13 protein-coding genes are annotated in these 15144 nt (G+C 39.2%); 6 read left to right on the top strand and 7 right to left on the bottom strand.

Annotation, left to right across the window (positions count from 1 at the left end; genetic code table 11):
• Positions 1-5 precede the first annotated feature (5 nt).
• Positions 6-1460, bottom strand: a complete 1455-nt coding sequence (locus HC176_RS07720; protein ID WP_167917618.1) for a type III PLP-dependent enzyme domain-containing protein — start codon at positions 1458-1460, stop codon at positions 6-8.
• A 589-nt stretch (positions 1461-2049) separates the two neighbouring features.
• Between HC176_RS07720 and HC176_RS07715 the strand changes: the two genes are divergently transcribed.
• Positions 2050-2571: a porin family protein gene (locus HC176_RS07715; protein WP_167917617.1), complete on the top strand. Its 522-nt coding sequence runs from the start codon at positions 2050-2052 to the stop codon at positions 2569-2571.
• A gap of 66 nt (positions 2572-2637) precedes the next feature.
• On the opposite strand, the gene hppD is transcribed toward HC176_RS07715, so the two are convergent.
• The 5 genes from hppD to uvrC form a co-directional block, all read right to left on the bottom strand.
• On the bottom strand, positions 2638-3798 hold the full coding sequence (gene hppD, locus HC176_RS07710) for a 4-hydroxyphenylpyruvate dioxygenase (protein WP_167917616.1): 1161 nt from the start codon (positions 3796-3798) through the stop codon (positions 2638-2640).
• 148 nt (positions 3799-3946) lie between these two features.
• Positions 3947-5101, bottom strand: coding sequence for a homogentisate 1,2-dioxygenase (locus tag HC176_RS07705; RefSeq protein WP_167917615.1), 1155 nt, complete (start codon positions 5099-5101; stop codon positions 3947-3949).
• A 301-nt stretch (positions 5102-5402) separates the two neighbouring features.
• Positions 5403-7643, bottom strand: coding sequence for a patatin-like phospholipase family protein (locus tag HC176_RS07700; protein WP_167917614.1), 2241 nt, complete (start codon positions 7641-7643; stop codon positions 5403-5405).
• A gap of 22 nt (positions 7644-7665) precedes the next feature.
• Positions 7666-8067, bottom strand: a complete 402-nt coding sequence (locus tag HC176_RS07695; protein WP_167917613.1) for a hypothetical protein — start codon at positions 8065-8067, stop codon at positions 7666-7668.
• A gap of 5 nt (positions 8068-8072) precedes the next feature.
• The gene (uvrC, locus tag HC176_RS07690) at positions 8073-9875 is read right to left on the bottom strand and encodes an excinuclease ABC subunit UvrC (protein WP_167917612.1); all 1803 of its coding nucleotides are present in this window, start codon (positions 9873-9875) and stop codon (positions 8073-8075) included.
• Between the two features lie 54 nt (positions 9876-9929).
• Between uvrC and HC176_RS19625 the strand changes: the two genes are divergently transcribed.
• Genes HC176_RS19625 through HC176_RS07670 form a run of 5 tightly spaced genes read left to right on the top strand, consistent with a single transcriptional unit; the run spans position 9930 to position 13046 of the window.
• Positions 9930-10136, top strand: a complete 207-nt coding sequence (locus tag HC176_RS19625; RefSeq protein WP_209309685.1) for a hypothetical protein — start codon at positions 9930-9932, stop codon at positions 10134-10136.
• Positions 10137-10146: 10 nt separating this feature from the next.
• Complete coding sequence (locus HC176_RS07685; protein ID WP_167917611.1) at positions 10147-10569, top strand: ATP-dependent zinc protease family protein; 423 nt, start codon at positions 10147-10149, stop codon at positions 10567-10569.
• Positions 10566-11450 (top strand): 30S ribosomal protein S6--L-glutamate ligase, encoded by an 885-nt coding sequence (rimK, locus tag HC176_RS07680; protein ID WP_167917610.1) that lies wholly within the window; start codon positions 10566-10568, stop codon positions 11448-11450. The genes HC176_RS07685 and rimK overlap by 4 nt, the downstream gene beginning before the upstream one ends.
• A gap of 53 nt (positions 11451-11503) precedes the next feature.
• Positions 11504-12481 (top strand): succinylglutamate desuccinylase/aspartoacylase family protein, encoded by a 978-nt coding sequence (locus tag HC176_RS07675; protein ID WP_167917609.1) that lies wholly within the window; start codon positions 11504-11506, stop codon positions 12479-12481.
• A gap of 1 nt (position 12482) precedes the next feature.
• Complete coding sequence (locus tag HC176_RS07670; protein WP_167917608.1) at positions 12483-13046, top strand: 5-formyltetrahydrofolate cyclo-ligase; 564 nt, start codon at positions 12483-12485, stop codon at positions 13044-13046.
• Between the two features lie 24 nt (positions 13047-13070).
• Here the strand turns inward: HC176_RS07670 and HC176_RS07665 are convergent, their stop codons facing one another.
• Positions 13071-15116: a hypothetical protein gene (locus HC176_RS07665; protein WP_209309684.1), complete on the bottom strand. Its 2046-nt coding sequence runs from the start codon at positions 15114-15116 to the stop codon at positions 13071-13073.
• Positions 15117-15144: the final 28 nt, after the last annotated feature.

The following is a 15144-nucleotide window of genomic DNA, read 5'->3' as shown; positions in this document are numbered from 1 at the left end:
GGTAATTATTGTTTTTCGGAAGTTTCAAATTCGTCAACCTCAACCTCGGCTGATTCGTTTTGACCATTTTGATACCCCAATATTTTTAGTAAATCTTCACTTTTTTGTTGTTCGCTAAACAGCCTTGTGGTTAGCTTTCCATTTTCGTCCCGATCGATTAAAACATGCTTTGGCGATGGAATTAAACAGTGTTGCAGTCCGCCAAAACCACCAATAGTTTCTTGGTATGCGCCCGTATTGAAAAACCCAATGTACAGGGGTTTATCTTTGTTGTATTTGGGTAAGTAAATGGCATTCATGTGCTGTTCGCTGTTGTAATAATCGTCGCTATCGCAGGTCAACCCACCCAAAAGCACACGCTCGTAGGTGTCTTGCCAACGGTTAACCGACAACAAAATAAAGCGCTTATTAATCGCCCAGGTATCCGGTAAAGTGGTGATGAACGACGAGTTAATCATGTTCCATTTTTCGCGGTCGTTTTGCTGTTTTTGGTACAACACCTCATAAATGGCTCCACCACTTTCACCAACGGTAAAGCTTCCAAATTCTGTAAAAATATGGGGCACATCTACTTCTTCCTCTTCACAGGTGAGTTTAATTTGATTGATAATTTCATCAATCATGTATTCATAATCAAACTCAAATGCCAATGAATTTTTTATCGGGAACCCTCCACCAATGTTAAGACTATCCAACGACGGACAAATCTTTTTCAAGCTGATGTACACCTTTAGGCATTTCAGCAATTCGTTCCAATAATAAGCGTTATCTCGAATACCGGTATTAATGAAAAAGTGAAGCATTTTAAGTTCAACTTTTTTATTTCCGGCAATCTGATTTTTATAAAACGGCACGATGTTTTTGTAACCAATGCCCAATCGCGAGGTGTAAAACTCAAATTTTGGTTCTTCTTCCGAAGCAATACGTATACCTACCTTAAACTTGCCTTTTATTTCTTTTGAAAGCAAATCCATTTCCTCGTAATTATCAATAATAGGAATGGCATTTTTATGGCCACTGTTAATTAAACGTGCAATGTTAGTAACATACTGCGCACGTTTAAAACCGTTACTGATTACAAAAGTATCGTTGGTTATTTTACCCTCCTTTTTCAGACGTTCTACAATATCGATATCGAAAGCCGAGGAGGTTTCAATATGAATATCGTTCTTCAACGCCTCGTCCATCACATGCTTAAAATGCGAACTTTTGGTACAGTAGCAATAGTTGTATTTGCCTTTGTAATCATGCTTTTCAATAGCATTGGCAAACCACGTTTTGGCCCTGTTGATGTTGTTCGAAATTTGTGGCAGGTACGTAAATTTTAACGGTGCGCCATACTCTTTTGTGAGCTGCATTAAATCGATATCATGAAAATGCAACTGTCCTTTATCAACCTTAAATTCTTCTTGCGGAAAATCATAAGTTTGATTTATTAAATCAATATATTTAGTATTCAATTTATTTTTAATTAAAATTAAAGATGTAATTACTAGATTAACTACAGGTTAAGTTAATAAAAAATAAACACTATCAAATTTGGATCTCGCGCTGGGTAGTAGGCACAAAAGCATATTCATGCTGTACAGCATATATTGGCGATACGGAAGTTAGCTTTAAAATTCGGTTGCTTAAACGATAAGCTGCTTTTGAATATGACTTCCTAATTTTCAAAAGCCCGAACGTAGAAACAGATTTCAATTTGTTCAGCTAAAAAGTGAGACAAATGTAAATTATTTTTTAACATGTGAAACTTTTTTTATTTTTTTTTTAAAACCACGCCTAAACCCCTTTTCCATTAACTATCAACCTGTTACGTGTTTAAAATACTAAAGTCAAATCCAAAATAGGCTGGCGGAGCGCTTATATTGGGCAAAGCAGAAGGAATAGGCACAAGCTGAAGTATTGTGGACGAATGTATTGATTGCCCCCATAGCTACCCGAGTCACTACAGTTCTTAATCCTACCCATTTCAAAAAATTTCAAAAAAAACTGCTCACATTTCTGTTTTGGGCCGATGTACATTTATAACCATTAAAAACAAATACTATGTTACGAAAAACATTTAGCCTTTTCATTATTTTTTTAATTACAGCAAGCACACAAGCCCAAGAACTAAATTTGGCCGCCACAGCAGGTTACCTGAACCTCAATTCAATATTTAAGGTAGATGGCGAAAAATGGGATTTAGATTTTGATAGCAGCGGATTTTATATTGGCGCCCAAAGTGAATTTGAAATTACCGACGAGATAAACCTAAAACCTGAACTACTCGTTGCCATAAACAACGAGGGCAACACCCTTTATCTTGGCTTTTTGGGCGGTTATGAAATTACAGAAGAATTTAGCGTTTTAGCAGGACCTTCTATTAATTACCTACTGGAGGAAGTGGTTGACAATTACAGCAAACTTGGTGTTTTCATTACTTTTGGGGCAGAATATAGCTTTACCGAAAAAATCTATGCTCAAGCCAAGTACGGCGTGCAGCTGAATAATTTTTATACTGGCACCGCAGACCTTAGTTCAAAAATCAATTTTTTACTCTTTGGGGTGGGATATAAATTTTTATAGTTGTTTTTGTTAGTCAAGTTGAAAGGCATGTTTACGAATAAACTAAACATGCCTTTCTTTTTTAGCCTACAAAGTGCCTCTATTGGCCTGTTCGCGCTCAATGGCTTCAAAAAGCGCTTTAAAATTGCCTGCACCGAAACCTCGGGCACCCATCCGTTGGATGATTTCAAAAAACAAAGTCGGTCTATCCTCAACAGGTTTGGTGAAAATTTGTAACAAATAGCCCTCCTCGTCGGCATCAATCATAATTCCCAATTTTTTTAGTGTTTCAATATTTTCACGTAATTGGTGGCTGTGTTCTTCCAAACGCCCCGGAACGGCTTTATAATATGCTTCGGGTGGTTTCGATAAAAATTCAACGCCGCGCTCCCTTAATTGCGAAACTGTATTGATAATATCGTCGGTCGCCACAGCGATATGTTGCACGCCAGAACCTTCATAGAAATCGAGATATTCTTCAATTTGTGATTTCTTTTTGCCTTTTGCGGGTTCGTTAATCGGGAATTTTATGCGGCCATTACCATTGCTCATCACCTTGCTCATGAGTGCTGAATATTCGGTGTGAATCTGTTTATCGTCAAACGACAAAAAGTTCTCAAAACCCATCACATCTTCATACCATTTCACCCATTTATTCATCTGCCCCCAACCCACATTACCAACCATATGGTCGATATATTTCAAGCCAACCGGCGAAGGATTATAGTCGGATTTCCACGCTCTGAATCCCGGTAAAAATGTGCCTTTATAATTTTTCCGTTCTACAAACATGTGCACCGTTTCACCGTAGGTGTAAATTCCTGAACGGACTACTTCACCCTTTCCGTCAGTTTCAACGGCTGGCTCCATAAACGATTTTGCCCCTCGGCTCGTGGTTTCTTCGTAAGCTTTTCGGGCATCTTCCACCCAAAGGGCAATGACTTTTACGCCATCACCGTGTTTTACGATATGGTCGTTTATGGGCGATTTGCTATTGAGCGGCGTGGTTAGCACCAATTTGATTTTATCTTGTTTCAGCACATAACTCACCGAATCTTTCGAGCCCGTCTCCAAGCCTTTATAGGCATATGACTGAAACCCAAAAGCCGTTTTGTAAAAGTGTGCGGCCTGTTTGGCATTGCCTACGTAGAATTCAACGTAATCGGTTCCCAAAAGTGGCAGAAAGTCCTGTGCGCCTTCAAATATTTTTTCCAATCCGTAGTTTACTGATTTTATGTCTTTACTCATATTATGCCCCTCTTAATCTCCCCGAAGGGGAGAAACTCAAATCGGGAATTTGAATTTTTCTATATTATATCTAATTTAATTGCACTAACATTCCTCAAATTAAACCTGGAGCATTCTATCTCCCTCCTTTGGAGGGGTTAGGGGAGGCTCATATCCACGACTTAAAATAACTCTCATCGGCTATTTTCATGGCCTCTTCCGTTACTTGTAGTGGTTTAAAAGTATCGACCATTACGGCGAGCTCTTCGGTTTTGGTTTGCCCAATACTACGCTCAGTGGCACCGGGATGCGGACCGTGCGGAATGCCGGCTGGATGCAGTGAAATATGCCCAACCTCAATATCGTTTCTGCTCATAAAATCGCCATCTACATAATACAGTACCTCGTCGCTATCAATATTGCTGTGATTGTAGGGCGCGGGAATGGACTGCGGATGGTAATCGTACAGCCGCGGCACAAAACTGCACACTACAAAAGTATCGGTTTCAAATGTTTGGTGTACTGGTGGCGGCTGGTGGATGCGCCCCGTAATAGGCTCAAAATCGTGGATTGAAAACGCATACGGATAATTATAGCCATCATAACCCACCACGTCAAACGGATGAGATGCGTAAACCATCTCGATGATATCGTTTTGCTTTTTAACTTTGATTAAAAAATCGCCATTTTCGTTATGGGTTTCCAATTCCTGTGGGCGACGGATATCGCGCTCACAATACGGTGCGTGTTCCAACAATTGTCCGAACCAATTTCGGTAACGCTTTGGCGTGTAAATGGGCCGATGCGACTCGACTATAAATAGCCTGTTATCTTCAGAATCAAAATCTATTTTATAGATAATTCCACGAGGCACCAATAGATAATCTCCATATTTGAAATCGAGATTCCCCAGGTGTGTTCTTAATTTTCCCGAGCCTTTGTGGATAAAAATCAATTCGTCGGCATCGGTATTTTTATAAAAATAATCGGTTATTGATTTTTTGGGTGCCGCCAATATGATTCCACAATCGTTGTTGAACAAAATGGTTTTTCGGCTGTCGAGATAATCGTTTTCGGGCTTTACCTGAAAGCCTTTGAATTGGTACGATTGAATGTTATTGGCCTTGGCAATTTTAGGCGCCATACTGTACTGGTTTTTAATTTCCTTAACCTGTGTGGGGCGTTGCTCGTGGTAACTGTTGGTAGACATACCATCGAAACCAATGGTGCCGAACAACTGCTCGTAATACAAACTGCCGTCGGGCTTTCTAAATTGCGTATGCCGCTTGTGCGGAATGTTTCCTAATTTATGATAAATGGGCATTTTCGTTTAGTTTAGATCTGCTCATCGTTCGGAAAAGCCCAAACCACGAGCAATAATAGATTAACAATCAACTATATAAAGATACTAAAATTAAGGGGATTCCTGCTTGGTCATTTACTTTAGCCGAAATACAAACAGGAACAACAAAAATGCCGACTTATTCAGGATTTCTCTTGATAAGGAAATGAAGAAATTGCAATAAGTCTTTCCAAAAAGGTTTCATAACTTAACAAATATCGGAAAAAATTTTCATTCAATCAAACCAGGGAATAAATTCAATTCAAAGCAAGTTTAGAAACCATCAAAACCAAAAACCAATATTAAAAAACCATTTGCCCTGACCGCGTTCGGGCGAATAACTGTATTTGGCCTGAACGGGACCTAAAAAGGTTTCAATGGCGTAACCCAGTGCATAACCCCTATAATCGGGTAAGGTAAACCACTCTCCAGTATCGAAAATATTATCGTCAATATTCGCCCAATTGCCCTCTAAAGTAATGTGATGCTTTTTTATGATTTCGTAATCGGCCACCATCAGTGCCTTCACATAGCTGTTTCCTGTAAGTGAAATAAAATCGTACCCCAAAAAGGGTACAAAATTGTTTATTAAATTATTGCCATATCCGCCCAAAGCAAAATCTAAAGTTTGGGTAGATTTATCGCCCAATTTGAATCCGCCACTGGTTTGTAAGTTGAACGACAATTTATCTGAAATACTAAAAGCATAGCCCATATCGGCCTTGGCTATGGAGAAACTTTTAAAGTTTTCAACAAAATGAGAAGCATGAAAATAAATATTTAAGTGCCCATTAAAGTATAAGCCCTTTTTAGGAAAATATATATTATCGTAAGTATCGAGTTTTAGGTTTCCGAATAAACTGAAATAATCGGTATTTTCGAATAAAAATTCGTCATCAGGGTTATTGCCCGAAATAGTTTCCGAATCAATTTCCAAACGTTTGTGCTCGGCACCCATACTCAACGAAAAATCGCGTCTAAACAGTGTTTGCAAATAAAACTGATTGGTTTGATCTTTAAGCTTTACACCTATTTTATTCAATCCCGTTGCCGTTATTTCCTCTTCATCCAACAAAAGCTGGGCATTTATGTTTTTATTGAATTGATTGTACCGCGAACGCAAACCAATACTCCAATAAAACCCTTTGTCAATTAAATAATCAAAATTATAGCGCACGTTATCACCAAGAATAACATCAAGCGAAGCCACATCGTTTTTAAAGAATAAGCGTTTTTGGGTTAAATTTACCAAAGCGGCACTTTTGTACAACTCATCGTAGTGGATGCCCAATTTCAAAAAGGTATTTACCTGAGACTCTTTAATATTTGCCATAAAACTGTATTCTCCGGCATTTTCCGTACGCTTTAATTCGTACTGAAACACATCGAAATTATTGGTGGCCACCACATTGTAAATACCTTCGTTAAAATCTTTGTAGCTTATTTTTTCATCGGTTTTTAATTTCAGTTTTCCTAAAATATATGCCCGGGTGTAGTTTTCGTTCCCTGCAATTTCAAAATTTTTAATGCTTATGCTATCGATTGGTTTTTCGAGAAACGGTTGTTTATTTCCACAATTTTTGGATGCCAATGTTCTCAATACATTCAACTTAAACCATGCTGCTTCTTGCCCTTCGTTTATTATTTTATCGCCCTCGTCAAACGAAATCACATTAAAATCTTTGATATTGGGCTTTATGTAAATATCGGTTTTTGGAGCCTTTTCCTTCATGGCGTTAATGGTACGAAAATTATTGATTTGAATCAGTACATCGGGCGCCGAAGCCAGTTCTTCCCTGTTGGACAAACCGTCCTGAACATCTACCCCAATAATAACATCCATGCCTTTGTTGCGCAGCTCATCAATAGGGTAATTGTTCACCACTCCGCCATCAATCAAAATTTTATCGTCGATAATCACCGGCTGAAATAGCGAAGGCAACGCTCCACTGGCCACCATAGATTGGGCCAGGTTTCCTTTATCCAACACCACTTGTTCGCCCGTTTCCATGTTGGTAGCTATGCAGAAAAAAGGAATGGGCAGTTTATCAAAATCTTGAATATGACTAACGTTTAACGCCAATTTTAAAAGTAAACCATATACATTGTGACCCCTCGATAAGGCCGAAGGCAACTTTACCTTAAGCTTGTTAAACGGCAAGGTAACGGCATAACGCTCTGAATTATCGCGTTCGTAAAAGGCTTTCGATTCGCGGGGCAAATCGTCGTTTATAATATTATCGAAATCGACTTCCTGAAAAATGGAATCGAGCTGTTTTCCGGTGTACCCCGAAGCATAAAGTCCGCCAATGATTGCCCCCATACTGGTGCCTGCCACATAATCGACCTTTATGCCCAAACTATCAATCACCTTTAAAACCCCAATGTGCGCCAAGCCTTTTGCTCCGCCGCCACTCAACACCAAACCGATTTTAGGCTTAGTATTCTCTGGCTCGATGTTTTGCGCTTTCGCGGAAAATAGCGTGAGAAAGCTTAGAATTAATATGACAATGTGGGTTTTCAATGTAACCAATTTTAAGTTTGCCCTATTTAAAATGAGCTCCGGGCAATTCGTGCTTTTCGATAATTTTGTTCAAACGGGTTAGCGATGTGTTTTCTATTACGTTTGTATCAATTCTCAACTCTGCGCTTTGGGTTTGTAATATATATTCCCCTGCAAATATTTTGAAGTTTTCAACCTCACTAAATTTTAGTGCTTTACCAAATATGCCGTGCTTTTTGATAACATTGTTATTTATAGTTAAATATTGGTTTACATACTCATAGATAAACTGTAGCAGATACATTAGCGAGATACCACAATAACCATAGTCTGTCCAATCTATTTTTTCCTCATTTGCCAAATGGAAAACTGCAAAAACCAGCCAAACAACACCAATTACTAAATTAGAATACAACCGCTTCTTTTTATATTTAATCTTTATCATTTGAGCTATTTTACTTCGTTCTTATGATAATAATCATAAACCTTTTTGGCACGTGATACGCCAACCACATCTTCCAATTCGTCTAGTTTGGCATGTGCTACGCGTTTGGCCGATTTAAACTTTTTCAACAACTCCACTACTGTTTTTTCGCCCACCCCTGGAATGGTCTCCAACTCGGTGTTCAACGCACTTTTACTCCGTTTGTTTCGGTGATGCTCAATACCAAAACGGTGCGCTTCGTTTCGCAACTGCTGGATGACTTTTAGCGTTTCGCTTTTCTTATCTAAATATAAGGGAATTGGATCGTTTGGATAAAATAATTCTTCCAAACGTTTAGCAATTCCGATAATAGCAATTTCACCTCTTAAATGGAGCGCATCGAGACTTTTTAAAGCCGATGACAACTGCCCTTTTCCACCGTCGATTATGATAAGTTGCGGCAAGGGTTGCTCTTCGTCCAAAAGCCGTTTGTAACGGCGATATACCACTTCTTCCATCGAAGCGAAATCGTCTGGCCCTTCCACGGTTTTAATGTTAAAATGGCGGTAATCTTTTTTACTGGGTTTGCCGTTTTTAAACACCACGCAAGCCGCTACGGGATTGGTGCCTTGAATGTTCGAATTATCGAAACACTCGATATGCCGCGGCTCTTCACTGAGCCTTAAATCAGCTTTCATTTGCGCCATAATACGGTTGGCGTGCCTATCGGGGTCTACAATTTTTATTTGTTTAAACCGCTCCATCCTAAAATATTTGGCGTTACGGAGCGACAAATCCAATATGTGTTTTTTATCGCCCAACTTGGGAACGGTGACTTTCAAATCCTCTCCCAACTCGACTTTAAACGGCACATAAATTTCTTTGGATTTTGAATTGAAGCGTTGCCGGATTTCGGTAATGGCCAGCTCCAACAATTCTTTGTCGGTTTCGTCGAGCTTCTTTTTAATTTCTAAAGTATGCGCCCGAATGATGGAACCATACGACAGCTGTAAAAAATTGATGTAGCCATAACTCTCGTCGCTTACTATAGCAAACACATCTACATTGCTGATTTTTGGGTTTACCACAGTCGATTTGGCTTGATAGTTTTCCAGCACCTCCAGTTTTTCCTTTATTTTCTGGGCTTCCTCAAACTGCATATTGTTTGCAAATTCAAGCATCTGGGCTTTAAACTGCTGTAACGAATCCTTAAAATTTCCTTTTAAAATTTCTTTAATCGCTTTTATGTTTTCGTTGTATTCAGTTTCAGATTCAAGACCTTCGCACGGGCCTTTACAATTACCCAAATGGTACTCTAAACACACTTTGTACTTTCCGGCATCCACTTTTTCTTCTGAAAGGTTATAATTGCAAGTGCGCAAACTGTACAGCCCTTTTATTAAATCGAGTAGTGTAAGCACGGTTTTACCGCTGGTGTACGGCCCAAAATATTCGCTACCATCCTTGATGACCCGTCGGGTGGAAAACACCCTTGGGAAACGCTCTTTTTTTATGCAAATCCACGGATAAGATTTATCGTCCTTCAGCATTACATTGTAGCGTGGCTGGTATTTTTTAATGAGGTTATTTTCCAACAGCAGTGCATCGGTTTCAGTATCGACCACAATATGCTTTATTTCGGCTATTTTCTTAACCAACACCCGCGTTTTACCACTATCGTGGGTTTTATTGAAATAAGAACTGACCCGTTTTTTTAAATTTTTGGCTTTACCAACATAAATAATAGTACCCTCTTTATCGTAGTATTGGTACACTCCGGGCAGGTTGGGCAGGGTTTTTAACTGTATCTCTAAATCGGGGGTATCCATTGTTGTAAAGGTAATTATTTTAATTTTTCCATTCGTAAAATCAACTCCGAATAAATGCTTATATTTTATGAAAGTTTTTGGCCGATGGATGAATTATTTATCTACATTGCGCCACTTTTTGAAAAACCTAACAAACAGGCAAAAAGTTTGAAGCCGCCCCGTAAAATGCGGGCTGGCGCGTTAGGGATAGAGGCATTGTTGGAGCTCTCCCTTTTTTTGGGAAGCGACTGCCGAAAGCCCGGCCAACGCCATAAACATTGAAAAAATTAAAATGAAAAAAATTATAGGACGTGTTGATATTGTTGATTTCCCAAAACTGGGACTCTTTAATATTGACGTAAAAATTGACACCGGGGCTTACACCTCGGCCATCCATTGCTCGAAAATTATCGAGGAAAACAATACACTGCGCTGCATTTTTAACAGCAAAACCCATAAAAACTTCGGTAAGACCGAAATTATTTTTGAGGAATTTTCGAGAACCGACGTGAAAAGCAGCAACGGATTTAAGGAAAACCGCTATAAAGTAAAATCTGAAGTGGTATTTTTTGGAAAAACGTACAAGATTAACTTAACTTTAAGCACCAGAGACGATATGAGGTTTCCTGTTTTGATTGGCAGGCAGTTTTTAAAACAAAAATTTTTGGTTGATGTAGACCAGGAAAACCTTTCGCACCTAACAAGCAAAGCATGAACATAGTTATTCTGTCTAGAAACAACCAACTGTATTCCACCGAAAGGCTTATTGAAGAAGGCGAAAAACGGGGACATAAAGTTGAAGTGATCGATCCGCTGAAATGCGATATCATCATCGAAAAGGAAAAACCTACCATTTATTACAAAGACCGTTATTTGGATTACGTTGACGCCATTATACCTCGTATTGGTGCCTCGGTAACCTTTTATGGCTGTGCCGTGGTGCGTCAGTTCGAAATGATGGGGGTTTTTACCATTTGCACATCGGATGCGATACAGCGTTCGCGTGATAAACTACGCAGCTTGCAGCGTTTGAGCAAAGCCGGAATTGGCATGCCCAAAACGGTGTTTACCAATTACTCGCGTGATGTTGAAGAAGTAATTGAGCATGTTGGCGGCACGCCCGTAATCATTAAATTATTGGAAGGCACACAAGGCTTGGGCGTGGTTTTGGCCGAAACGAAGAATGCGGCCGAATCGGTATTGGAAGCTTTTAACGGACTCCAAGCTCGAGTTATCGTTCAAGAATTTATTAAAGAAGCCGGTGGTGCCGATTTGCGTGCTTTGGTAGTTGACGGACAAGTAGTGGGCGCGATGAAGCGCCAAGGGAAGGAAGGCGAATTCCGCTCGAATTTGCACCGTGGCGGACAAGCCAATATTATTAAACTGAGTCACGATGAGCTGAAACTGGCCATGAATGCCTCGCGTGCTTTAAAACTACCTGTTTGTGGTGTGGATATGTTGCAATCGGCCAGAGGGCCTTTGTTGCTGGAAGTGAATTCCACCCCAGGCTTGGAAGGCATTGAAGCCGCCACGGGCCGAAATATAGCCAAGGCCATTATAAGATATATTGAGAAAAACGTACCGCAAACCACCTAATAATTGAAAACCGAAGCTTTGGAACAATGTTCTAACCTTTAACATAACATTAAATGCCCGTAACACAAACTGAAGTCCTTCATATTTTAGGCGAACAGGTAAAACCTGGAGAAAGCAAGGAAGTTAATTTTGATGTTGCCAATTTACATACCTCATCGCCCGTGCACATTCCCGTCATAATCGAGCGCGCTAAAAAACAGGGGCCAACAATATTGTTTACCGCCGGTATTCACGGTGACGAGGTTAATGGTGTTGAAATTATAAGGCAACTCATCGCCAAAGGCATCAACAAGCCCAAAAGCGGCACCATTATTTGTATGCCAGTCATCAATATTTTTGGGTTCATAAACCTGAAGCGTGAATTTCCCGATGGGCGCGATTTAAACCGTGTGTTTCCTGGAAGTCCGTCGGGATCTTTGGCAGGTCGCGTGGCCTACAAATTGATGGACGAAGTGATTCCGCATGCCGATTTAATCATCGATTTCCACACCGGTGGTTCAGGCCGGTTTAATGCACCGCAACTGCGATACGCCAAAGAAAAAACCGACCTCGATATTTTAGCCAAAGTGTTCGGCGCACCGTTTGTACTGTATTCGAAAAACTTATCCAAATCCTTTCGCGCTACCTGCAATAAATTGGGCAAGCCCTTACTGCTTTTTGAAGGCGGAAAATCATTCCATATTGATGATGTGGTCACCAACTCGGGCGTTAACGGCTCCAAACGTATTTTAAAACATTTCGGTATGTTGCGCACTGTTTTTAAATCGTCGAAACCCAAAACCGAATGCGTTTTTATAAACGACAGCAAATGGCAGCGCGCCAAATACTCGGGTATGTTTAAGGCTTCCATCCCCATTGGGTCTTATGTGAAAAAGGACGACATGCTGGGCAATATCACCGACCCCTACGGCAAGTTCAATTATTTTGTTCGGGCTTCGAACACAGGCTATATCATCAACGTAAACGAATCGCCCATTGTGTACCAAGGCGATGCCCTATTCCATATTTCCACAAAGCTTAAAAGGCAGTAGCATGACCAAAAATGAACTCCGAAAAACCTATAAAGCCCTGCGAAATACTCTTTCGCAAAACCAAGTGGAAGATTTAAGTTTGGCTATTGCCAACCAGGTTTTACAGTTGCCCATTTGGGAAGCTTCGTTTTTTCATATTTTCCTTTCCATTGAAGAACACAAGGAAGTGAACACCGATTATATTCTGAATATTTTATCGGGGAAGGATAAAAACATTTTGGTATCGAAAAGTGATTTCAAAACGGGTGAAATGACCCATTTTTTACTTACCGACAACACCAAAATAAAAAAGAATGCCTATAATATCCCCGAGCCGATTGATGGTATTGAAATAGCCAACGATAAAGTTGATGTGGTATTTATTCCGCTGTTAGCTTTCGACAAAACAGGGAATCGCGTAGGCTACGGCAAAGGCTTTTACGACCGGTTTTTAGCCAAATGCAAACCCGAAACCCTAAAAATCGGACTTTCTTTTTTTGAAGCTGAAGTTGAAATTACCGATGTTTTTGAAGGTGATATCAAGTTGGATTATTGTGTAACGCCAGAGCGGGTTTATGAGTTTTAATAGCCTACCTCAATAGCTCTTTTTCTATTTTACAATTTCAATAAACATATCTGGCACATTATTATTGTACAAGTCATAGTACTCATCTCGTGGGAAACCAGAAGACAAGCTTATAATATTTCCTTGCGCATCCTCAACAACATATAACGGATACCCTTTAGTTGTAATTTTTTCTGAATATTTTTTTTCTATATCGTAAACCACAATTTCTTTTGAATAATCCTCATAAGAGCCAGTATATTTCTCATTTTTATCTACCCCGAAAATTTTTGTTCCTAATCTATTGAAATTAAACGTAACCCTGGGATTAGTGTAGCTATCTGTTTTTGAAAAATCTGAGATGGAATAAACTGAGTTCCTTTTTTTATTAAGCAACAGTTGAGATTCCATATTCACAGACAAATCGCTATTCAAAGTTGCCAACAACGGAATTTGTATAATACCTTTATTAGCAATAAAACCACCCTTATCAATACTATAATGTATTGCTCTCCCTTCGTTATTATGACTTAAAAGTACATTAGCATTATCTAATTTGGTAATTTCGTAGTTCCCACCCCCTTGATGCTTTGTAAAATGAAGTTTTTGATCAATCTTTTCCATAGTAGAGCCGGTACGCTTATACGTAAAAACATGGTCGTCATCTGAAAACACCCAAATACCATTTTTCAAATACGAGAAACTATCTCGCGGCCCTATAAAATCAAGATTTAATGAGTATTTAAACGTTAAGTCGGAGGCGTCATACACCCAATACTCACCGCCTTGCTCTAAAATAAGTTCCTTCCCCTCATTTGATGTGATCAGTTTCATTTCCACGTCTGTTTGAACTGACGGCAACTTATAACCTTCAGCTAGAACATTGTGATTTATATAATCATATTTAATGAGTCTTCTAGTGTTGTCGGGGTTAACTCCATAAAAGAAAAGAGCTTGTTCATCGGGATCAAAACTTAAAAACCTTATATAATCAAAGCTCAACAACTCGGGCCTGCTAAAGTTCGTTGTAATCAAGTTCCCATCTTGATTTAATTGGCTTGTGTTTCCAAAAATATTGTGCACATAAATTGAATAGATTGGATTATTCACATAGGGCGGGTTTACATCAGTGTATAAAGTCGTATTTACATCTTCAATTATGGCTACCGTTTCGATATGCGGCATTGAATTTTGATTTTGATCTTGTACTCTAACCTCATAATGTGAAAAATAATACCCTTTATATTTCTCCCAAGAAAGAGCAACAGAGCTTTCAGTATCTGTAGCATTTATAACCTTTACACTTTCTGGCAAAATAAATTCCGTTGCTACATAACGGGGATTGCTAATGCCTAACAAACCTTTATCGGTATAAATCTTCAAAAAATAACAAATTCCTTCAGTCGTGGGTGGATTATAGTCAATGAAGCGTGACACATTCACATCTTCAATTGTTTGAACTAATTCGGCTGAGGTGATATCGCACTCCTCAGTACTTCTATAAATTTCGTACCGTAAAAACGTGTTATACCCAGTGTAAATATCCCAACGAAATGTTATATGGTCTTCAAACGGGGGCTCTGTTCTTCTCGAAAAGGAATCTGTGTAAATATCCATTTCATTCGGCGGGTTGTATTTTAATGCAGTTAGCTTATAAACCTCTAAACTCCCATCTCCATTTAAATCCATACGCGTGGTAAAAATAAAAGTGGTTGTATTTAAACTATTGATTTCTATTAACTGGGATTCGCTTCCATTGACTGTTGACAATTCAATTACCCCCCTATTTAAGCTCCATTTCAATTGAAATTCTGAAGGCTGACAGGTTGACGATTCTAGAAATTGGAATTCCGAATACGAATAGTCTTCGTTATAAATAAAAAAATCTCTACCGCAAGTCTCAAAATTGACAGGCACCTCAGCTTTTACACCATCCGACTCAACAGAATATATTGTCCATACTCCTAATAAGTCTTCTTTTTTGACATCCGTTTGTATGTTGCTACTTTCACCAGAATCATCGTCGGTTGAGCAGGAAAGAACAAACACTGCCAACAAATAACACAGAAATTTTAATTTTTTAAATGACATAGATTGAAGATTCTTTTCACGTTTCTTA

It is taken from the genome of Tamlana crocina (genome assembly GCF_012037625.1).
This window is presented reverse-complemented; position numbering and strand designations above follow the sequence as displayed.